Below are 20,830 nucleotides of genomic sequence, written 5' to 3'. Positions count from 1 at the left end.
CACCTGCTGCGCGGGGCTGCGGCGAAGGTTCCGGAAAACCTTCGGACGGGACGCGACTCAGCTCGATTGCCGGTAGCCGAAGAACTCGAATTCGTTGTTGTACCCGCCCTCGCCGCCGCCGAATGGCCCGAAGTCCTCCACCAATTCGATGCCCTTGCTCCATTTCACGAGGTTGAAGCCGAGCTGGACCTCGTGGCGCAGCCGCAGCGGAACCCCGTGGCCGAAGGACAGTTCCCCGTCGTTCATGTCGTAGGCCGGCATCGTGAGTTGGTGGCGCATCTGCTCGATGGGTTGCACGGCGTAGTAGATCCCGCCGTCCGGACCTCGGCGAATAAGTAGAAGATCACCCATTTCGCCTTCGGATCCGGTCTGGCCGAATCAAGGACGGTGCCGATGGACACCCCTCCCCCTTTGGCGACACCGGACCAGCCCTGGATGCAGAAATGCTGGGTGATCTGCTCGTGGTGCTCCAGCGCACGCAATTCCTGAAGGCTCCGCGCGACCGGGTTCACCACCAGCCCGGAGATCTGCAGCCGATACTCGGCAAGGTTCCCGTCACTCAGCTGCTGGTGGTCCTCGCCCACCGGGTACTTGCCGTTGTGCCACAGGTAGGGGGAAATGTCCTTTTCGGTGTACCGGCCCGGCTTCGAATCCAGATGCTCGAAGAGTCGCTGCCGGGCCCGCTGAGCGCGTAGCCCACCCGCCGGACCACCCGCCGGTGCCGGTGGCTGAACGGGGTGGCCGCCACCCAGAACACCGTCATGACAGCCAGCGAGAGCGCGAAGATCCGGAAGCCGGCCCACCCGTGCGGCTCGTCCCTGTTGGCCTACATCATGTTCAGGTTGTGCAGCGCATCGGTGGCGATGACCAGCGACACGTGCATCACGATGAACACCAGGAACCACACCAGGAACCAGGAAAGGCAGGGAACGGGCCACCTGGATGCTGAAGAACCTGCTGATCCACCGGAACTTGGTGGACAGCGCCGGGTACATGCCCAGCCCGGTGAGAAGGTCCGGTGGCGCGGCGATGAACACGGTGACGAAGTAGGCCAGCATCTGAAGGAAGTTGTCCCCGGTCCAGGCGTGGTCGGTGGGCCAATCCAGGGACAGGTACTGCACGGCGACCGAGACGGCGTTGGGGAATGCCTCCCAGCTGGTGGGCACCAAACGCAGCCGGCGTCCGGAGGTGGACAGCAGGAGGTGGAACACGATCCCGTTGGCCAGCCACAGCGTGTCCACGCCCAGGTGCCACCAGCGGGCCAGCCCGATCAAGTGCCGCCGTCCGGGCATCCCGATGGAATCGGGCAGCGTGATCGAGTCTTCCTTGGCGATGTACAGCGGGTCGGCGGGGACGGGCCCCTGGACCCTGAACCAGTCCCTGCCGGGCGTGGAGTTACTTGTCCAGTACAGCCGGGCGGTCGGCGATGATCGTCACCCCGGAGCGGATGATCGGGATCAGCGGCACCATGTTCAACAAGTGCTGCCAGCCCACCACGGAGGGAAGCCCGCGGCCTCCTCGGCACCGGCGGGCAGCACCGTGCCGGGGTGCTGACTGAGGAAGTCCGCGGCCCCCGCGGTTTCGCGCAGGCCCTTGGCCACGGCGACCGCGGCCAACAGGTCCACGAAGCCCAGCGGCATCAGCCACAGCAGGTTCAGCCAGCGGCCACGGCCCACCCGCACCCGGGGAGCAACCCCGTATTGGGCAGGGACTCCAGCGGCCCGGGTTTCCTCGACAACGTCGTGGGGCTCGATGGAGGGTTGCCCACGGAATCCCCCGGCTGCCGGTTTCGGCTCACTCACGGCGTATCCCGGTCGGCATCGACCCGTCGGGCCGCGGGCCGCGGCCGCACGGTGTTGGAGGTGTCGGGCGATGGCACGGAGTACCTCCCGGGCGGGGTCCAAGCGGTTCCCTTGCGTCGCGCCTGCGGCCGGCGCCCTCGGCATAGGCGCCCGAGGGCCCTGGACCATAGGATGGAGGGAAGAGATGGGCCGGCTTCCCGACCCCGACCACCAGTAAAGGATCTGCCGCCGTGCCAGAGACGAAACCCAATGTCCTCTTCGTCTGCAACACCAACGGGGGCAAGTCCCAGCTCGCCGCCGCATTGCTGCGCCAGGCCGCGGGTACGGGCGTGCAGGTCCTTTCGGCCGGTCTGCTCCCGGCCCAGCACATCAACGAGTTGGCCGCGGACGTTGTCGCGGAGCTGGGCGCGGACATGCGTGCCGAGGTCCCCACCGCGCTGACCGAGGAGGCGCTGCGTGCCGCGGACCGGGTCGTCATCGTGGGCGAGGCCCAGGTGCCCGAGCTCGAGGGCGTCACGATGGAGCGCTGGGTTCCCGCCGAGGCCCCGGTCGAACTGTCCACCGAGCGCGAGCGCATGGTGTTCCTCCGCGACGACCTCGCTGCCCGGGTGGCGGCTCTGAAAGCCGAGCTCGGCACGACAACCGCCTGACCCCCGTGCGCAACCGGTCGGGGCACGGGGGCCCGTCTCAGCGCTCGGCAGTGCCTTCATCCCGGTGGGGGTTGCGAACCGGCTCCTGCCGCTCATCGTCGGGGTCCTGCCCACGGCTTGCCCCGGCATCCGAATCCGGATCGAGCGACCGGGCATGTCTGGCTCGTTCGCGGGCGCTGGATCGCGCCGACTCGGCGCCGTGGTTGAGTCTCCGGGCTTCGTCCTGAAGGCGGTCGGCGTCAACGCGCGCCTGCTGCGCGTCCGCTTCCGCCCGGGCTGCCCGGGCTTCCTTTTCCCGCGCGTCCAGTTCCTCCTCTGCTGCCGCCTCGCGGAGGGTTTTTGCCTGTTCGAGGTCTTTTTCCTTCTTCCGCCGTTGCGCGAAGAACAGCGCCAACCCCAGCAGTGCCAATACAACTACGGCGATGACGATGATCCACACCAGCTGGCCCGAATCCATGATGTTCGACCTCATTCCCACGACGTCAAGGGGTATTAGGACCAGTAAAGCCCATAACCGGCAGGATTGCCATGAAAATGCACCCTTGCCGGCGCTGCGGCGGGGAAAGGCGGGAGATGCCTTGACCTTAACGCCGCAAGGGCGGGCCGTTCCGGATTGCTCCGGTACGGTCCGCCCTTGCGGTGCGTTGATCTGCGCTAACTGGTTAGCTGGCGGTGATCTGGCGCAGGACGTACTGCAGGATGCCACCGTTGCGGTAGTAGTCCGCCTCGCCCGGGGTGTCGATGCGCAGGTCGGCGTCGAAGGAGACGGTCTTGCCACCTTCTGCCACGGCGGTGACCTTCAGGGTCTTGGGGGTGGTGCCGTTGTTGAGTTCGGTCACTCCCTCGACGGAGAAGGTCTCGGTGCCGGTCAGGCCCAGGGTCTCGGCGTTTTCGCCGGCCGGGAACTGCAGCGGCAGAACGCCCATGCCGATCAGGTTGGAGCGGTGGATGCGCTCGAACGACTCGGTGATGACGGCCTTGACGCCCAGCAACGCGGTGCCCTTGGCTGCCCAGTCGCGTGAGGAGCCCGAACCGTATTCCTTGCCACCCAGCACGACCAGCGGGGTGCCGGCTGCTGCGTAGTTCTGTGCAGCGTCGTATACGAAGGCCTGCGGTGCGCCTTCCTGGCTGAAGTCGCGGGTGAAGCCACCCTCGACGCCGTCCAGCAGCTGGTTCTTGATGCGGATGTTCGCGAACGTGCCGCGGATCATGACCTCGTGGTTGCCACGGCGCGAGCCGTAGGAGTTGAAGTCCTTGCGGTCCACGCCGTTGGCCAGCAGGTACTGGCCCGCCGGGGAATCGGACTTGAACGAACCGGCCGGGGAGATGTGGTCGGTGGTGACCGAATCGCCCAGCTTCAGCAACACACGGGCGCCGGCAATGTCCTGCACCGGCTCCGGGGTTGCCTTCATGCCATCGAAGTACGGGGGCTTGCGGACGTAGGTCGAATCCTCGACCCACTCGAAGGTGTTTCCGGCCGGGGTGTCCAAGGCCTTCCAGCGGTCGTCCCCGTCGAAGACACCTTCGTAGCCGCGTGCGAACATGTCGGCGTCGATGGAGGAATCCATCGTTGCCTGGACCTCGGTCGGGGTCGGCCAGATGTCCTTGAGGAACACCTCGTTGCCTGCCTCGTCGGTGCCCAGCGAATCGTTCTCGAAATCGAAGTCCATGGTGCCGGCCAGGGCGTAGGCGATGACCAATGGCGGGGAGGCCAGGTAGTTCATCTTCACGTCCGGGTTGATGCGGCCTTCGAAGTTGCGGTTGCCCGAGAGCACGGCGGTTGCGGAGAGATCGTGGGCCTGGATGGCCTCAGAGATCTCGGCGTCCAGCGGACCGGAGTTGCCGATGCAGGTTGCGCAGCCGTAGCCCACGATGAAGAAGCCGAGCTTCTCCAGGTACGGCATGAGGCCGGACTTCTCGTAGTACTCGGTGACGACCTTCGAACCCGGGGCGACGGAGGTCTTGACCCACGGCTTGGACACCAGGCCCTTTTCCACTGCCTTGCGTGCCAGCAGTGCTGCGGCAAGCATGACCGAGGGGTTGGACGTGTTGGTGCACGAGGTGATCGAGGCGATGGAAACCAGGCCGTGGTCGATCGAGAACGACGTTCCGTCGGCCTTGGTGACCTCGACGGAGGTCGACGGGCGGCCGATGCCCAGCTCGTCGGCTGCGCCTTCGGCGTAGTTGTGGATGTCCTTGCGGAACTGCTCCTTCGCGCTGGAGAGCTCGATGCGGTCCTGGGGACGCTTCGGGCCGGCGATGGAGGGAACCACGGTGGACAGGTCCAGCTCGAGGAACTCGGAGAAGCGGATCTCGCGGCTCGGGTCGTGCCACAGGCCCTGCTCCTTGGCGTAGGCCTCGACGAGGTCCACGTTCTCCTGGGAGCGGCCGGTCAGGCGCAGGTAGTCCAGGGTGACATCGTCGATCGGGAACATGGCCGCGGTGGAACCGAATTCCGGGGACATGTTGCCGATGGTCGCACGGTTTGCCAGCGGCACCTCGGCAACGCCCTGCCCGTAGAACTCGACGAACTTGCCGACAACACCGTGCTTGCGCAGCATCTCGGTGATGGTCAGCACGACGTCGGTGGCGGTGGCGCCGGCGGCGATCGCGCCGGAGAGCTTGAAGCCCACGACGCGCGGGATCAGCATGGAGACCGGCTGGCCGAGCATTGCTGCCTCGGCCTCGATGCCGCCCACGCCCCAGCCCAGCACGCCCATGCCGTTGACCATGGTGGTGTGCGAGTCGGTGCCGACGCAGGTGTCGGGGTAGGCACGCAGCACGCCGTTGACCTCGCGGGTCATCACGGTGCGGGCCAGGAACTCGATGTTCACCTGGTGCACGATGCCGGTGCCCGGCGGGACGACCTTGAAGTCGTCGAACGCGGTCTGGCCCCAACGCAGGAACTGGTAACGCTCGCCGTTGCGCTGGTATTCGATCTCCATGTTGCGCTCGAGCGCACCGGCGTTGCCGAATGCGTCGATCTGCACGGAGTGGTCGATGACCATTTCGGCAGGTGCCAACGGGTTCACGCGGGTGGGGTCGCCACCCAGGTCCTTGACGGCCTCGCGCATCGTGGCGAGGTCAACGATGCACGGAACACCGGTGAAGTCCTGCATCAAGACGCGTGCCGGGGTGAACTGGATTTCGGTGTTGGGTTCAGACGCGGGATCCCACTGGCCTACGGCCTTGACGTGGTCCGCGGTGATGTTCGCACCGTCTTCGGTGCGAAGCAGGTTCTCCAACAGAACCTTGAGGCTGTACGGAAGGCTTTGCGCGCCTTCGACGGCGTTCAGCCGGTAAATTTCATATTCGTTGCCCTTGACGTCCAATACGCCCTTGGCACCAAAACTGTCCACATTGCTCACGGGGACTCCTCTCGCCGGATTTTTCATCTTCGTTGCACACCCACAAGGAAATCCAGTTAGGCGATCCTAACTGAGTTCAACTCGTGGTTTCTTGCGACAGAGCTATAGACAGTCTATCCCCCGCCGCCCATCGAACCCCGCCAACCCGACATTTTCGGGTTCAGCGGGGTCACATCATCGCTCAGCGGCGAACAAACAATCCGACGGTCTCCATGTGGTGGGTGTGCGGATACAGGTCGATGACCTCGACCTGGTCCAGGCGGAAACCGGCAGTGCCCAGGTCGGCCGTGTCGCGGGCGAACGAGGCCGGGTCGCAGGAAACGTAGGAGATCTTCTTGGCGCCCGAACGGACCATCGCGGAGACCGCTGCCTTGCCGGCACCGGTGCGCGGCGGATCAAGCACGATCGAGTCGAGCTTGGCCTTGCGGGTGTTCAATTCCCGCGACAGCGTCTTCTCGACGCGGCCCTGGGAAATGATCGCCTGGGGAAATTCGCGCAGGTTCTTGAGAGCGTCCTTGCTGGTGCCCGGGGCACCCTCGATGGACAACAGCATGCCGTCGTCCCCCACGGCCTTGGCCAGCGGGGCGCTGAAGAGCCCCGCGCCGGCGTAGAGGTCGGCAACCCGGGCACCGTAGCCCGGTGCCAGCTGGGCCATGACGCGCTCGACCAGGGCCGCGGGCGCCAGGCGGTGGATCTGCCAGAAGCCCTCGCCGGTGATGCGGTAGTCGTGCCCGGCAACCGACTCGGAAAGCCAGGTGCGCCCGCGCAGGCGCTGCAGGACCCCCCGGCCGTCGGCGACCGAGCCGCCGACCTGGGTCACGGAGGCGGCGGAGGCCCACTCCGGCAGGCGCTTGGCCGCGCGCCCGGCGGCCCCGGCGACGGTTCCGTCCTCGACGAAGAGCACCAGCACCCCGGAGTCCTCCCCCGATCCGACGGCAACCTCGACGCGGCTGATGCCCACCAGTGGCAGTTCCCAGAGCTTGAGCTCGTTGATCTTCGGGTGCGCCAGCGGCATTTCCTTGACCGGGACCAGGTCGTTGGAGCGGAAGGGGCTCATGGCCAGGCGGCCCTTGGAATCGACGGCGAACGCCGTGCGGGTGCGCCAGCCCAGCGCGTCCTCGCTCTCGCCCTCGGGGGCCCGCACCCCGGTAAAGCCGTGCTCGGCGGCATCGATGCCGCCCAGGCGCGCCAGCTGCTCAACGAAGATCTGGCCCTTGATCTCGCGCTGGGCCTCCAGGGAGATGTGCCCGAATTCGGCGCCGCCCACCGGCAGCGCGCCGCGTGCAGCCGCGTGCAGGGAATCGGCCTGCGTCCAGAAATGCGGCACCCGGGATTCGGCCGGTTCGTGGACCTCCACGACGTCGCCGCGCCAGAAGCGGGCCTTCTCGCCGTCCTCGCGCACGGCGACGGACACCAGTTCGCCGGGGATCCCGTGGCGCACGAAGATCACCCGGCCCTCGTGGCGAGCGACGGTGTGTCCGCCGTGGGCAGGAGCGCCCAGGCGCACCTTCAGGATGTTTTCGTGCGTGCTCATGGAGTGTCTTTCGGCTTGGAGATCGGAAGTGTTGCGGAAGTGTTGCGGGGCTTGGCCCCGGCAGAGCCCTGCTCGGTGGGACCCAGGAACGTCGAGACGTCCGAGGAGGCCAGGCGCCACGGCACCGAGGCCACCACGACCCCGGGCTCGTAGTGCAGTCGGTTCTTGATGCGCATCGCCGTCTGGTTGTGCACCAGCTGCTCCCACCAGCGGCCCACCACGTATTCGGGGATGTAGACGACGATCAAGTCGCGCGGGGAATCGCGCTTGATGGAGCGGATGTACTCGATCAGCGGCGCGGAGATCTCCCGGTACGGGGAGGCCAGCACCGTGATCGGCACCGGGATGCCCAGTGCTTCCCACTGCTTCAGCGTCGCCTCGGTGCGCTCGGAGTCAGCGTCCACGACGATGGCATCAAGCTTCGAGGGCCGGGCGGCGCGGGCGAAGGCCACGGCCCGCAGCACCGGCTTGCGCAGCGTGGAGACCAGCACCAGTGCGTGCACGCGGGCCGGCAGCGCGGTGGCCGAGTCCTCGGCGCCGATGGCCAGTTCCCCGTCGACCTGCACGTAATGCCGGTGCAGCGCGTCCATCATGAAGAAGAGCACCGCGATGCCCAGCACCGCCAGCCAGGCGCCGTGCACCAGCCGGGTGCCAAGCACGATCACCAGCACCGCCGCGGTGAGGCCGAAGCCCACCAGGTTCAGCAGCCTCGAGCGGTGGATACGGGCGCGCACCCGCTTGTCCGGGGTCTGGGCCAGTTCGCGGCCCCAGTGCCTGATCATGCCCAGCTGGCTGAGGGTGAAGGAGACGAACACCCCCACCACGTAGAGCTGGATCAGCGTCGGCACGTGGGCGTTGAAAACCCAGATCAGCACGATGGCGGCAATGGCCAGGGCCACGATGCCGTTGGAGAAGCCCAGCCGGTCCCCGCGGGTGCGCAGCTGGCGGGGCAGGTAGCCGTCGGTGGCCAGGTGCGAGGCCAGGTTCGGGAAGGAATTGAAGGAGGTGTGCGAGGCCATCAGCAGCACCGCCACGGTCAAGGCCAGCACCAGGTACAGGCCCACCGATTCGCCGCCGAAGATCGCCTCGGCCAGCTGGCCCAGCACCGGGTGCTGGATGTAGTCCGCCGGAATCGGCCCGCCGTCCAGGCGCAGCCCGGTGGCCGGGTCCTCGACCACGTGGACCTGCACGGCCCGGGCCAGGTACATGGTTCCCAGGGTCAACGCGCCGGCAATCAGCCCCAGCAGCAGCAGCACGGTCGCCGCATTGCGGGCCTTGGGCGCGGCCAGCGTGTGCACGTTGGAGATCGGGACCTCCACGCCCGTCAGCGCGGCCGAGCCGGTGGAGAAGGCGCGCAGCACCAGCAGCACCCCGGCCAGCCCGGTGAGCCCGTGCGGGTAGTCCGGGTCCGGGACGACCTCGAACCCGGCACTCGGTGCGGTGCCCAGGTTCCCGGTCGCGGCCAGGATTCCGCCGGCAGCCAGCATCACCAAGACCACCCCGACAAACAGGTACACCGGTGCCGCGCTGCCGATCCGGGAGCGCCCGCGCCCGCGCAGGTTCAGCACCGCGAGGATCACGACCCCGGCGATCGCGATCCACGTCTGGGACCCGGCCATGGCGGGGAACGCGGCGACCACGTAGTGCGATGCCGAGGAAATCGACACGGCGACGGTGAGCACGAAGTCCACCAGCAGGGCAGCCGCCACGGTGGTCCCGGCGCGGTGCCCCAGGTTCACCGAGGCGATCTCATAGTCCCCGCCACCGGAGGGGTAGGCCTTCACCGACTGCCGGTAGGAGGCAATGATGACCAGCATGACGACCATGACGGCCAGGCCCACCGAGGGCGAGAATGCCATGGCTCCCAGCCCGGCCAGCGCCAGGGTGAGCATCACCTCGTCCGGGGCGTAGGCGATGGAGGAGAACGCGGAGGCGGAGAAAATGGGCAGCGCGAGGCGTTTGCGAAGCGGCGCCTGCTTCAGCCTCTCGGTCCTGAAGGGGCGCCCCACCAGAATCCGCTTCAGCGCGGCAAGGAATGAAAGCACGATCCAAAGCTAGCCGTCTTTGCCCTGCCCTGTCATACACCACACCGGACCCGGGCACGTGAACAATCACGCATCCGGGCCCCGAACCGTGAAACACTGGTAGTGAACCGTGCCGCGGAGGACCGCAGGCACATGGTGGGAACAAGGGGATGGATCATGGCGCACTTCGTCATCATGGGTTGCGGCCGGGTCGGGGTGACCCTGGCCCACACGCTCGACGACGCCGGCCACTCGGTGGCCATCATCGACCAGGATGACCGCGCCTTCCGCAGGTTGCGGCGCAATTTCTCCGGGCTGAAGGTCTCCGGGGTCGGATTCGACCGCGAAACCCTGGAACGGGCAAACATCTCCGAGGCCTACGCCTTTGCCGCGGTCTCCAGCGGCGACAACTCCAACATCCTGGCCACCCGGGTGGCCCGCGAAACCTACCACGTCCCGCACGTGGTGGCCCGGATCTACGATCCCGGGCGCGCGGAGATCTACCAGCGCCTGGGCATCCCCACGGTCGCCGCGGTCCGCTGGAGCTCGGATCAGGTGCTGCGCCGGATCCTGCCCGAGCACTCGCTCAACGGGGATTTCCGCGAGGCTTCCGGCCGGCTGATCCTCGGCGAGGTCAACGTCCACGAGGGCTGGTACGGCTACGGGCTCGAGGAGCTCGAGGCCGCCGCCCCGATCCGCATCGCCTACCTCTCGCGCTTTGGCGAAGGGGTGCTGCCGGTGCCCGGCATGCGGCTGCAGCAAGGCGACATCGTGCACGCGATGATGCCGATCAATGCCGGCAAGGACATCGAAAAGGTCCTTTCCGTCGCCCCCAAGCCAACCACGGAGCAGAACGCACAATGAAGGTCATGATTGCCGGAGCAGGCTCCGTGGGAAGTTCCATTGCCAAGGAATTGATCACCAACGGGCACGAGGTGCTGCTCATCGACGAAAAGCCCGAGGTCGTCTCGCGGGCCGGGGTCCAGGGTGCGCGCTGGCTCTTCGGCGACGCCTGCGAGCTCTCGGTGCTCAAGGAGGCCAAGCTCGAGGAGGTCGACGTGGTCGTCTCGGCCACCGGCGACGACAAGGTCAATCTGGTCGTTTCCCTGCTGGCCAAGAGCGAGTTCGGGGTCGGGCGCACCGTGGGCCGGGTCAACAATCCGAAGAACGACTGGATGTTCGACGACGCCTGGGGCGTGGACGTCGCGGTGAGCACCCCGCGCCTGATGACCGCCCTGGTCGAGGAGGCGGTGGAGATCGGCGACCTGGTGCGCCTGATGACCTTGCAGTCCGGGGTCGTGTCGATGGTGGAGTTCACCGTGCCGCACGATTCTGCCTTGATCGGGCGCACCCTGGGCTCGGTGCCGTGGCCGGACGACGCCACGGTGGTGGCGATCCTGCGCGACGACGTGCCGCTGGCCCCCAGCCCCGACGATGTCGTCGAAGGCGGGGACGAGCTGTTCTTCGTGACCACCATCCTGGCCGAGGACCAGCTGCGCGCGGTGCTGCGCAACTCGGAGCCCGAAGAGCGGTAGCCGGCGGCGCCGGCCCTTGACTACGGGGCCGGGTCGGTGGCCGGGGTTCCTGGGTGCGGGCGGGAAACCATCCAGGCGACCCACAGGCCCGCGGCATACAGCGGGACCCCCATGGCCAGGCGCGCGGCGCCCAGGGCCGCGACGTTGTCGGCGAAGTACAGCGGAACCTGCACGGCCAGGCGGGCGGCGAAGACCGCCACCACGATCCATGTCGCCCAGGCGTAGGCCTTGGTGCGGGCCTTGTTGGAGCGCCATTTCGTGTTTTCCGAGCGAATGAAACCGAAGATCACGCCCATCAGCGGCCAGCGAACCAGGATCGAAACGACCAGCGCGCCGCCGTAGGCCAGGTTCGTGTAGAAACCCGGGACGTAGTAGTCCTTGGCCTCCCCGGTGACGCGGGAGAAGATCGCGCAGATTGCCACGCCCACCAGCCCGGTCAGTGCCTGGGTGAGGGTTCCGCGGCGCACCAGGCGGGCCACGGTGAACACCACGGCCACCGCCACCGAGGCGATCAGCGCAGGGTTCAGCTGCTGCCAAAGGGTGAAGATGACCAGGAAGACCAATCCCGGAAGCAGCGACTCGACCAGCCCGCGCACCCCGCCAATGGTCTTGAGCACGTCGATCTGCCCGTCGTCGCGGCGTTCGATCCCGGCATTGGCACCAATGCGCCGGGCCACGTCCTCGGCGCTCGGGCCGCTGTCCGCGCCGGGGTCTTCGGGCTTGGGGGTTTCTTCGCTGTGCTCGCTCATGGCGCTGTCTTGTCCTTGGGTGGCGTGGTGCGGTGGATGGGGGCGCTGCCGGGCACCTGTTACTTGGCGGCGGAGCGCTCGGGAAGGATTTCGTAGCGCGGGTTGAAGATCGTGGGGACCAGATCGATGGGCGCGACCATGCCTTCGTAGCGGATCCTGGACCCGGCCAGGAGCCCGGGCACGCGGCGCTGGCCCACGAAGACCAGCCGCAGGTGCGGCACCGCATTGCGGCGGCCCCCCGGGGGTGCCGGGTGGTCCACGATCGTCACGGTGAAGGCCGGGGCCTGCTGCGGGGGAAGGATCGTGATGGATTCGACATAGCCGCGGTGGGCGATGCGACCGCGCACCGGAAGTTCGGCCAGCGAGGCCAGTCGCTGGATTCCGGTCTGCGGCAGTGCACCTGCCGCGGCCGGATCCGCGGCGGGTGCCGGCTGGCCCCGCTTGGCCTTGGGCGCCTTGTCCTTGGGCACGTCGCTAGCCGATCTGGGTGGTTTCCGGGCCGCGTTCGGGGCGCTCGGTGTCAGGGTCTTGCTCCGCGGCATCCGGGGCCTCGTTCGGGCGGGCCAGCGCGCCGGCGGGAACCGTCAACGGCAAGAGCTCGGTCGGGGGCATCGGGGTGTCTCCGCGCACCACCACGACCTGGGCCAGTGCATCCTCCATGGTCTTGGCTTCCTCCATGTCGGTCAGCGCGGCGCCGCCGATCACGGCACGCAGGAACCAGCGCGGGCCGTCGATGCCCAGGAAGCGCAGCACCACATGGCCCTGGCGCCCGTCGGGAGCCGTCTGCGGAACCCGGGCCAGCAGCTCGTTGCCGAAGCGGCCGGGGACCATTTCGGTTTCCCCGCCCTGGTCGGCGATCCCGGTGGCGATCTGCGTGGAGATCCCGGGCCACAGGTCATCGGTCTTGGGTGCGGCAAAGACCTGCAGCTGCATGCGCGAGGCGCCGATCTCCAGGGCCACCGCGATGACCCGCTGCGTGGATTCCTCGACCTCGAGGCGCAGCTGCAGCCCGGGGACCGGCTTGATCAGCAGGGCGCCGAGGTCCAGGTAGCCGTCGTGGTCCTCGAAGTCGTCCCCGTCAAAGGGGCCCTGGGCGGTGTCCCGAACGACGGCCGGTGCCGCGGCGGTTTCCCCGGAGCCCTGGGCGGGCGCAGGTTCGGCGGCGGTCGGGAGCTTCCCGGCCGGTTCCTTGGCCTGCTCGGCCGCGGCGTTGAGCTCGGCGATCGTCTGCTCGGGCTGCGCCTGGGCTTCGGCCTTCTTCTTGCGCTTGAAAATCATTGAGGTAGCTCTCTTGCTGTGTCGGCCGCGGGATTTCGGCGGCCGTACCTAGTGGCTGGTGGTTGCGGCTTCAAAACCGCCGGTGGAGCCAAAGCCGCCGGCGCCGCGCGCGGTGTCATCAAGTTCCTGCACCTGGATGAAACGGGCCCGTTCGACCCGCTGGATCACCAGTTGGGCGATGCGGTCCCCGCGCTTCAGCACGATCGGGGTGGTTGCATCCGTGTTCAACAACGTGACTTTCAACTCACCACGGTACCCGGCATCGACGGTTCCGGGCGCATTGACCACGGTCAATCCGTGCTTGGTCGCCAGGCCGGAGCGCGGGTGGATGAGTCCGACGAAGCCCAGCGGCAGCGCCAGGGAAACACCGGTGGGAACCAAGGCGCGCTGCCCCGGCTCCAGTGTGACGTCCTCGCGGGCGCACAGATCGGCTCCCGCATCCCCTTCGTGCGCATAGCTTGGAACCGGAAGCTCGGGATCAAGCATTTTCAGGGCGATATCGACACTCGATTCGGACATGTGTTTTCCACTCCAGGGGGTTCGGGTTGGGGTGTGCGCGCCGTCGGTGCGAACGCGCGCGTTTCGCCCTTAACTCTAGTCCCTTGCCGCCGTTCGCGATGGCGTCGGGGCAACGGCCCACCGCCTATGCTTGTGGGTATGGCCGAGAACCCTTCCCCAATGCAATCTTCCCCCGTCCTCTTCCGCGAAAAGCTGTGGCCCGCCTGGTGGATCTGGGTCGTGACGCTGGGCCTGGGCGGCACCGCCGCCGTCGCTTTCATGCCCATTGGCATCTCCTGGGGCGTCGTTGCCGGGATCGTCGCCCTGGGCCTGATCTCCTTCGCGCTGGTCATGAACACCCCGGTCATCGAGGTCACCGACCACTCCGTGCGCGTGGGACGGGCCACCATCGAGCGCGGGTTCATCGGCGAGGTCACCGGCTACCGCGGTTCGGCCGCCTACCACCAGCGCGGTCCGGGCCTGAACGGCATCGCCTTCATGTGCATCCGCGGCTGGATCGACCCGGTGGTGCGCATCGAGATCACCGATGAGCGCGACGCCACCCCCTACTGGCTGGCTTCCACCCGCCGTCCGGAGGAACTCACCGCGGTCCTGGGCGGGCTGATGGTGCAGTACCGCGAGGCGCAGGAGGCCGGGAACGAGCCGGACAGCGCCCACACCCCGGACTCCCCTGCCGGGCCGGAGACGGCCTAGTCCCCATCGGTCCCCCACGGCAACAAGAAGCGCCCGCCGGCTCCGTCCCCCGCAGAAACGCGGGGAGATGCGGAAGCGGCGGGCGCTTTGTCGTTCGCCGGAGGGCCTGGCCCTCCGCCTAGCCCTCGCAGTCGGTGCAGTACAGCAAACCGTCCTTTTCCAGGGCGATCTGCGAGCGGTGCCGCACCAGGAAACAGGAGGCACAGGTGAACTCGTCGGCCTGCGCCGGAAGCACCATGACCGCCAGCTCTTCGCCGGAGAGGTCGGCGCCGGGCAGCTCGTAGCTGTCGGCCAGTGCCGCTTCGTCTTCGTCAATGAGGTTCGAGGCATTGGTGTTCGTGTTGCGTTGCGCCTTCAGCTCGGGCACTGCCTCGGGCTTCTCATCGTCTTCGGCATGCCTTCGAGGTGCATCGTAGTCGGTTGCCATAATTGCTGCTTCACACTCCGCTTGGTTCAAGCTGTCGTTCGTATCGGGGTTGCCCGGCGGGCCATGTTGGTGCCACGGTCAACCCGCGCGTTTGGATGCGCCTATGATTCAACGCAGAACAGGTCATTTTTGTGCCCGGTTCCCCACGGCCTGATTATCATTGCATCTTCCGGGCCGAAGTCTGGATTTATTGCCCGGTTTTACCGGTTTTTGCGTTCCCTTGAGGGAATAATCATGAAGCCGCCGCGCGCCACACCAAGGCGCCTCTTAGGTATTTGGCGGTGCAGGTGGCAGAGTTTTACCCATAACACGACGGTTTGTGGAGGATAGTCATGCGTCAACTCCGACTGGTGGGCATCCACGAGAACGGTGAGAGCCTGCACCTGAGCAGCGAGGATGGCAACAGCTTTGTGCTGCCCATCGATGAAGCGCTGCGCAGTGCATTGACTCGAGCTGCCCGGGCCGATCGTTCCCTGGCACCCGTTGCCCCGCTGTCGCCGCGCGACATCCAGACCCGGATCCGCTCGGGGGCCACCGCCGAGGAAGTCGCAGCCGATTCGGGCATGCCGCTGGAACGCATCATGCGCTACGAGGGCCCGGTGCTGGCCGAACGCGAATACATCGCGGCCCAGGCCCGCAACGTCGAGGTCTCGGCCCCGCAAACCCACGACGGCTACCGCAGCATCTTCGGCGAAGAGCCGGCCAACCTCGGCGAAATGGTCGCCTACCGCATCCACTCGCTGGGCATCGACAACGAGACCCTTGCCTGGGATGCCTGGCGCGCCGCCGACGGCTCCTGGGACGTGGTGGCCCGCTTCGAGCTGCCCGAAACCGATGCGAGCATCGCCCTGGATTCCGGTTCCGAGGAATCGATGGCCAGGTGGGCCTTCCATCCCAGCCGCAAGTCGCTGCAGAACGCGAACCGCTGGGCCCAGGTGCTCAGCGAGCTCGAGCCGCTCGATGCCCCGGTCGGCGCCCGCCGGCTGACCGCCGTCGCCGATGCCCCCTTCGATGTCGAGGCCGACGGCGACGAGGTGGACTTCGAGGCCGCAGTGGCCGACTCCGAGCAACTGCTGGACGTGCTCAGCGCCCGTCGCGGGCAGCGCCTGGGCATCGACGAGGAGGGCGACGACGCCCTGGCCGCGATGCTCTCCCGTTCCCCGCACCCCGACGACGACCCGCGCCTGGCCGGCCCCGCTCCGCTGGACGACGGATTGCCGAAGCTCTACGACGGCATCAGCACCCGCACCACCTCGATCTCCCTGGTGCCCGGCCCCCGGCAGGGCGCCGACGAGGACAAGGACACGGAGAACGGTGCCGAGTCCGGCGACGACGAGGCCGGCGGCAAGAAGAAGGCCAAGCGTTCCTCCGTGCCCAGCTGGGACGAGATCGTCTTCGGGCGCCGCAACAACAACGACTGACTTCCCCCACCTGATTCGCCCCGGCGCCATCCAGCGGACGGGCCGGGCGAGCCCCGGAGCGCACACCAAGGGCCCGCACCCACGGCAAGTTTCGATTGCCGGGTGCGGGCCCTTGGCGTGGGTGCTATTTCTTCTTCGCGGGCTTCGCCAGCACCAGCAGCGGGACCTCGCACTCGGCGCGGGTCAACGAGCCGTGCTGCCCGACCATCGCGAACGCCGCGGGGTTGACCCTGCGCCCGTCCAGGAACGCCACGTCCTCGGCGGCCAGGATCAGCAGGTCCCCGATGCGTTCACGCACCGCCTCGCCCACCGGCCCGAACAATCCGTGCGCAATGGCCTCGTCGCGGGAAAGCACCCAGGCCTTGGCGCCAAAGCGTTCGCGCCAGGCCTCGGCCACGGCCGCGCGGCGGTCCTCGGAGGTGCGGGCGTCGAAGTGCAGCTGCACCCCGCGCGGTTCCCCGGCGGTCAGTTCCACCCCGTCGAGAAGGTCGGGGAACTCGGAGTAGTCGATCCGCCACTTCTCCTCCACGTCGACCATCCCGTGGTCGGCGGTCAGCAGCAGCAGGGTGCCGGCCGGGACGCGGGCGGCCAGGGTCCGCATGAGCGAGTCCAGGTCCTCCAGCGCATTGCCCCATTGCGCCGAACCCTTGCCGTGGCGGTGCCCGGCCTTGTCCAGCTCGTTGAAGTAGCAGTAGACCAGGGCGCGCGGGTTGGCCGCCAGCACCTCGCAGGTGGCCCGCACGCGGGCATGCGTGGATTCGGCCGGCATGAAGACCGGGCCGCGCAGCGCCGCAGCGGTCAGCGCCGAGCCCTTGAACTGGGACAGGGACACCGTGGCGGTGTGCACCCCGGCCTCGGCGGCCTTCTCGAAGACCGTCGGGTGCGGTTGCCAGGACAGCGGGTCAAGGTCCTTGGGCCAGCCGCCCAGCTGGTTCACCACCCGGCGACGGGCAGGATCCACGGCGTCGTAGCCGACCACCCCGTGTTGCCCCGGCGGCAGGCCGGTGCCCAGGGACGCCAGCGAGGCCGCGGTGGTGGAGGGGAAGGAGGAAGACAGGGTCTGGGAATTCTCCATGAGCTTGCGCAGGAACGGGGCGTGGCCCCCGCGGGCGCGCAGCAGCGCCTTGCCCAGCCCGTCGACCATCACCACGGCAACGCGGTTGGCCGCCGGAAGCCCCAGGTGGTTTTCGAAGCCCGGCACCCCCAGCGCAGCGGCGGCGCTGGGCAGCAGCTCGGCAATGGTCTTGCTGCCGTAGGGCGGGGCCGCCGGAAGTGCGGAGGCCGGGGTCTTTCGGGTGCTGGTTGCCAAGATGCGTGTGCCTTTCCGGGGCCTTAGCCCTGGTGGGTGTTGCGGCCGAAGCGCGAGCCGACGCGGCCGCGGACCTCTGCTGCCGGTGCCGGGAGGACGGAGCGCACCTCGGCGCCGCGCGGGGCGGAGGCCCGGCGCATGGCCTTGGCGAAGGCGCGGGCGGCGGTCACGGCCTTGACGCCGTCGGCCTCGGCGCTGACGCGCAGCACCAGGTCCTCCTGCTGGGAGGTGCCCGTGTAGCCGTGGTCGGCATCGCAATTGGGGTCCGAGCACCCGGCCGGGGCCAGGTCGATGCGCTGGGCTCCGGCCCAGGCGATGCCCAGGGTCAGTTCCTTGACCATGTCGCCGGTGCGGTAGTTCTGCGGCTGGTGGTAGACGTAACTGGTGGCCACGGTCGCGACCTTGGAAAGCTGGACCAGCTCGGTGGAGATCTGGGCCATGACTTCCTTGCCCTTTTCGTCGAGCTGCTGGTCATCGACGTGCGTGACCAGCAGGACGTCTTCGGCCAGCACCAGCACGGTGATGTGGCGATGGACCTCGTGCTGGTCGAAGTGGGTCTCCAGATGCACCAGGTGGCCGCCGGGTTCACGGCCGTCGAGCGCCTCGTCGATGACGTCCGCAACGATCTTGGGGTAGAAACCCGCACGGTTGAGGTCAGCTTGCAGGTCCGGGTCCGAGGCAGAAGAAAGGGGGGTCATGCCCCCTAGTCTACCCAAGGGCACCGACGGCTCAGTGGCTCATGGCCCGCCGGGCCGAATCGGTGCGCTGCTCCGCATTGCCCAGCCAGGTGTCCACGCCGAGCACCACCGTGCCTCCGGCGGTGGCCATGACCGGGTTGATCTCCAGCAAGGACACCTCCGGGTGGTTGTCCTTCAGCGTCGCCACCCGGTTCAGCAGGTCCTCCAACGCCGCGAGGTCCACCGAGGGAAGCCCCTGGTAGCCGCGCAGCCGGGCCGCGGCCCGCGGGGTGCCCACCAGGTCCGCGAGGTCGGTGTTGGTCAGCGGCGGGATCCCGTGCGCCCAGTCGTCGAGCAGGTTCACCGCGTCCCCGGCCAGCCCGAAGGAGACCACCGGGCCCAGCAGCGGATCCTCGACCGCGCGGATGACGCAGCCCTGGCCGGCCGGGGCCATGGACTGGATCTCCAGGTCGGTGGCCCCGTACGGGTCCAGGACCTCGCGCATGTGCGCGATGTTCGTGCGCAGCGAGGATTCATCGGTGATGTTCAGCCGGACCCCGCCCAGGTCCAGTCGGTGGCGCAGGTGTTCGTCGCGGGCCTTGATGGCCACCGGCCAGCCCAGCCGCGCGGCGGCGGCAACGGCCTGGTCCGCGGTCTCGAATCCAGTGGACTCCAGCACCCGGATGCCGTAGTGGCCCAGCAGCTCCGCGGCCTGCGCCTTGGACAGGTGCAGCAAATCCACCCCGACCACCGCGCCCAGCGCGTCCTCGATGAAGTCCGCGGCCGCCGCCACGTCGATGCCCTCCGGGGCGATGACTTCCCCGTGCGCCCGGGCGACCCAGCGCGCATAGCGGACAACGGCCGCCAGCGCATTGACCGCGACCCCTGGGCTGGAGTAGCAGGGCAGCCCGTAGCCGCGCCCGTCCGCATCCGTGCCGGCATCGAGCAGCCCGTCGGCCGTGGACACCGGGTCCAGCAGGCCCGTGAACACGGCAACCACCGGTTTGCCCGAGGGTGCTGCGGCCTCGCGGATGGCCCTGGCCAGCATGGCGTTGGTGAGCCCGGGCTCGGGCAGCAGCGTGATGATCCCGCAGTGCACCGCGGGGTGTTCCAGCGCCCGCGCCAGGGCCGCGGCCAGCCGCGGCAGGGCGCGGGAGGCCCCTTCGTGCAGCCCGATGTCTGCATCGGAGAACGTGACGTCAAGCCCGTTTTGCCCGGCGGCGTCGGCAACCACCGAGGCCAGGGCCGCGGAGTTGGCCAGCACCGCGATCCCGTTTCCGGCCGGAAGCGGCTGGGCGGCGACGACCTGGGCGACCTCCATCAATTCCTCGTTGGTGCGCACCCGGATCACCCCGGACTGGCGCAGCATCGCGTCGACCGCGGCGGCGGGCGCCTGGGTGGTGCGCACCGCATGGCCCGGGGGCAGGCGCAGTCCCATGACATCGGATTTGGCCACGATCACGGGCTTGGAGTGCGAGAGCCGGCGGGCGATGCGGGAGAACTTGCGCGGGTTGCCGAAGGATTCCAGGTACAGGCCCACCGCGCGGGTGCCCGGATCGTCCTCCCAGAACTGCATGGCGTCGTTTCCCGAGACATCGGCCCGGTTCCCCGCCGAGACGATCGAGGAGACCCCGACACCGCGGCGCACCGAGGCCGCATAGAGCAGCACGCCCACGGCGGCGGATTGGCTGAACAGCCCCATGGTGCCGGCCTTGGGCATGCCGGGGGCCACCGAGGCGTTCATCGAGGTGGCCGGATCGGTGTTCACCAGGCCCAGGGAGGCGGGGCCGATCACGCGCATGCCGTTGGCCCGGGCCAGACGCACCAGCTCGCGCTGGCGGGCCAACCCGGATTCGCCATCCTTCTCGAAGCCGCCGGTGGCGATCAGCAGCCCCTTGGCTCCCACGGCCGCACATTCGATGATGACCTGGTGGATGGATTCCTGCGGGACGGCAACCACGGCCAGGTCGATGGGTCCGGGGACCTCGGCCACCGAGGCGTAGCTGGCCAGCCCCCCGAGCTCGAAGGCCTGCGGGTTCACCGCGTACACGGTTCCGGTGTAGCCGCCCTCGATGATGTTGTGCAGCAGCGTGTGCCCGATGGTGCCCCATTCGCGGCTGGCGCCGATCACCGCGATGGAGGCCGGGGCCAGCAGCCCGGCCAGGGACTTGGCCTCGGCGCGGTGCTCGCGCGATTCCATCACCGCCCGGGATTTCTCTGTGGGGTCGATGGGGAACTCGAGCATCACCACGCCCTCGTCGAAGTGCCGCTTGACCGCATAGCCGGCCTCGGCGAAGACCGTGAGCATTTTCCGGTTCTCCGGCAACACCTCGGCGGAGAACCGCTCGATGTCGTTTTCGCGCGCCGCGGCGGCCAGGTGCTCGAGCAGGATCGAGCCCACGCCCATGCCCTGGTAGGCATCGGAAATGTTGAAGGCGACCTCGGCGTCCGTGGGGTCGTCGAGGCGGTCGTAGCGGCCCACCCCGATGATGTCCTCGCCGCGGATCACCACGAAAGCAACCCGGTCCACGTGGTTGACTTCGGTGAAGCGTTTGAGCTCTTTGGCCGTTAGCGCAGATTTGTACGTAAAATAGCGCATGTAGACGGAGGATTCCGACTGGCTCCGATGCATTTTTTGCAAATTGTCGGCGTCGGTTGGTTGAATCGGGCGTAAATGTGCCGTCGAGCCATTGCGCAAGACAACGTCCGCTTCCCAATGGGACGGATATTCACCGGGTTTACGACCATCCACCATAGGCTTAGCCTAGCGGCCACCGCGACTCGTGCACTTGGATCGACGCGCCGGAACCGCAGCATGACCATGAACCCGGCCTTGCCAAAGGC

Annotated in this window: 20 protein-coding genes; 5 read left to right on the top strand and 15 right to left on the bottom strand. The window is 68.0% G+C overall.

Annotation, left to right across the window (positions count from 1 at the left end; translation table 11 throughout):
• Window positions 1-57 precede the first annotated feature (57 nt).
• From DQ353_RS21510 to DQ353_RS21505, 3 genes are all read right to left on the bottom strand, one after another.
• Window positions 58-261 (bottom strand): molybdopterin-dependent oxidoreductase, encoded by a 204-nt coding sequence (locus tag DQ353_RS21510; RefSeq protein WP_286166537.1) that lies wholly within the window; start codon window positions 259-261, stop codon window positions 58-60.
• Window positions 243-1,292, bottom strand: a complete 1,050-nt coding sequence (locus DQ353_RS01245; protein ID WP_181578191.1) for a molybdopterin-dependent oxidoreductase — start codon at window positions 1,290-1,292, stop codon at window positions 243-245. The genes DQ353_RS21510 and DQ353_RS01245 overlap by 19 nt, the downstream gene beginning before the upstream one ends.
• Before the next feature lie 180 nt (window positions 1,293-1,472).
• Window positions 1,473-1,802: a hypothetical protein gene (locus DQ353_RS21505; protein ID WP_181578190.1), complete on the bottom strand. Its 330-nt coding sequence runs from the start codon at window positions 1,800-1,802 to the stop codon at window positions 1,473-1,475.
• A gap of 230 nt (window positions 1,803-2,032) precedes the next feature.
• Here DQ353_RS21505 and DQ353_RS01240 point away from each other — a divergent pair, with 230 nt between their 5' ends.
• The gene (locus DQ353_RS01240) at window positions 2,033-2,452 is read left to right on the top strand and encodes an arsenate reductase/protein-tyrosine-phosphatase family protein (RefSeq protein WP_113760979.1); all 420 of its coding nucleotides are present in this window, start codon (window positions 2,033-2,035) and stop codon (window positions 2,450-2,452) included.
• A 37-nt stretch (window positions 2,453-2,489) separates the two neighbouring features.
• On the opposite strand, the gene DQ353_RS01235 is transcribed toward DQ353_RS01240, so the two are convergent.
• The 4 genes from DQ353_RS01235 to DQ353_RS01220 all read right to left on the bottom strand — a co-directional run bounded on the left by DQ353_RS01235 (window position 2,490) and on the right by DQ353_RS01220 (window position 9,399).
• Entirely contained in the window at window positions 2,490-2,909 is a 420-nt protein-coding gene (locus tag DQ353_RS01235) for a hypothetical protein (protein ID WP_146755169.1), read from the bottom strand.
• A 205-nt stretch (window positions 2,910-3,114) separates the two neighbouring features.
• Window positions 3,115-5,820 carry an aconitate hydratase AcnA gene (acnA, locus tag DQ353_RS01230; RefSeq protein ID WP_113760977.1) on the bottom strand — a complete coding sequence of 902 codons (2,706 nt, stop codon included), beginning with the start codon at window positions 5,818-5,820 and terminating at the stop codon, window positions 3,115-3,117.
• A gap of 181 nt (window positions 5,821-6,001) precedes the next feature.
• Window positions 6,002-7,354 carry a class I SAM-dependent RNA methyltransferase gene (locus DQ353_RS01225; RefSeq protein WP_113760976.1) on the bottom strand — a complete coding sequence of 451 codons (1,353 nt, stop codon included), beginning with the start codon at window positions 7,352-7,354 and terminating at the stop codon, window positions 6,002-6,004.
• Complete coding sequence (locus DQ353_RS01220; RefSeq protein WP_181578188.1) at window positions 7,351-9,399, bottom strand: APC family permease; 2,049 nt, start codon at window positions 9,397-9,399, stop codon at window positions 7,351-7,353. Before DQ353_RS01220 ends, DQ353_RS01225 begins: the two co-directional genes overlap by 4 nt.
• Before the next feature lie 156 nt (window positions 9,400-9,555).
• Here DQ353_RS01220 and DQ353_RS01215 point away from each other — a divergent pair, with 156 nt between their 5' ends.
• Both DQ353_RS01215 and DQ353_RS01210 read left to right on the top strand, forming a co-directional pair.
• Window positions 9,556-10,242, top strand: a complete 687-nt coding sequence (locus DQ353_RS01215; protein WP_113761229.1) for a potassium channel family protein — start codon at window positions 9,556-9,558, stop codon at window positions 10,240-10,242.
• Complete coding sequence (locus DQ353_RS01210) at window positions 10,239-10,913, top strand: potassium channel family protein (RefSeq protein ID WP_113760974.1); 675 nt, start codon at window positions 10,239-10,241, stop codon at window positions 10,911-10,913. Before DQ353_RS01215 ends, DQ353_RS01210 begins: the two co-directional genes overlap by 4 nt.
• Before the next feature lie 20 nt (window positions 10,914-10,933).
• Here DQ353_RS01210 and DQ353_RS01205 read toward each other — a convergent pair whose 3' ends face one another.
• Genes DQ353_RS01205 through dut form a run of 4 tightly spaced genes read right to left on the bottom strand, consistent with a single transcriptional unit; the run spans window position 10,934 to window position 13,459 of the window.
• Entirely contained in the window at window positions 10,934-11,662 is a 729-nt protein-coding gene (locus DQ353_RS01205; protein WP_113760973.1) for a DUF3159 domain-containing protein, read from the bottom strand.
• Between the two features lie 59 nt (window positions 11,663-11,721).
• Window positions 11,722-12,132, bottom strand: a complete 411-nt coding sequence (locus DQ353_RS01200; RefSeq protein WP_113760972.1) for a hypothetical protein — start codon at window positions 12,130-12,132, stop codon at window positions 11,722-11,724.
• Between the two features lie 4 nt (window positions 12,133-12,136).
• A complete protein-coding gene (locus DQ353_RS01195) occupies window positions 12,137-12,940 on the bottom strand; it encodes a DUF3710 domain-containing protein (protein ID WP_113760971.1) in 804 nt (267 codons plus the stop codon).
• Between the two features lie 48 nt (window positions 12,941-12,988).
• Window positions 12,989-13,459 (bottom strand): dUTP diphosphatase, encoded by a 471-nt coding sequence (gene dut, locus DQ353_RS01190; RefSeq protein ID WP_113760970.1) that lies wholly within the window; start codon window positions 13,457-13,459, stop codon window positions 12,989-12,991.
• A 159-nt stretch (window positions 13,460-13,618) separates the two neighbouring features.
• On the opposite strand from dut, the gene DQ353_RS01185 reads away from it, so the two are divergent.
• Complete coding sequence (locus DQ353_RS01185) at window positions 13,619-14,152, top strand: DUF3093 domain-containing protein (protein ID WP_353616655.1); 534 nt, start codon at window positions 13,619-13,621, stop codon at window positions 14,150-14,152.
• A 118-nt stretch (window positions 14,153-14,270) separates the two neighbouring features.
• Here DQ353_RS01185 and DQ353_RS01180 read toward each other — a convergent pair whose 3' ends face one another.
• Window positions 14,271-14,579, bottom strand: a complete 309-nt coding sequence (locus tag DQ353_RS01180; RefSeq protein WP_113760968.1) for a DUF4193 domain-containing protein — start codon at window positions 14,577-14,579, stop codon at window positions 14,271-14,273.
• A 332-nt stretch (window positions 14,580-14,911) separates the two neighbouring features.
• Here DQ353_RS01180 and sepH point away from each other — a divergent pair, with 332 nt between their 5' ends.
• Window positions 14,912-16,000, top strand: a complete 1,089-nt coding sequence (gene sepH, locus DQ353_RS01175; RefSeq protein ID WP_113760967.1) for a septation protein SepH — start codon at window positions 14,912-14,914, stop codon at window positions 15,998-16,000.
• A gap of 124 nt (window positions 16,001-16,124) precedes the next feature.
• On the opposite strand, the gene DQ353_RS01170 is transcribed toward sepH, so the two are convergent.
• The 3 genes from DQ353_RS01170 to DQ353_RS01160 are packed head-to-tail and all read right to left on the bottom strand — an operon-like array spanning window position 16,125 to window position 20,741.
• Complete coding sequence (locus tag DQ353_RS01170) at window positions 16,125-17,309, bottom strand: alkaline phosphatase family protein (RefSeq protein ID WP_113760966.1); 1,185 nt, start codon at window positions 17,307-17,309, stop codon at window positions 16,125-16,127.
• Window positions 17,310-17,332: 23 nt separating this feature from the next.
• Entirely contained in the window at window positions 17,333-18,007 is a 675-nt protein-coding gene (locus tag DQ353_RS01165; protein WP_113760965.1) for a DUF5998 family protein, read from the bottom strand.
• A gap of 31 nt (window positions 18,008-18,038) precedes the next feature.
• Window positions 18,039-20,741: a bifunctional acetate--CoA ligase family protein/GNAT family N-acetyltransferase gene (locus tag DQ353_RS01160; RefSeq protein WP_113760964.1), complete on the bottom strand. Its 2,703-nt coding sequence runs from the start codon at window positions 20,739-20,741 to the stop codon at window positions 18,039-18,041.
• Window positions 20,742-20,830 lie beyond the last annotated feature (89 nt).

This window comes from Arthrobacter sp. AQ5-05 (assembly GCF_003287975.1).
Lineage (GTDB): Bacteria > Actinomycetota > Actinomycetes > Actinomycetales > Micrococcaceae > Paeniglutamicibacter.
The sequence above is the reverse complement of the archived record's forward strand: the minus strand, read 5'-3'. Positions and strand labels throughout refer to the sequence as shown.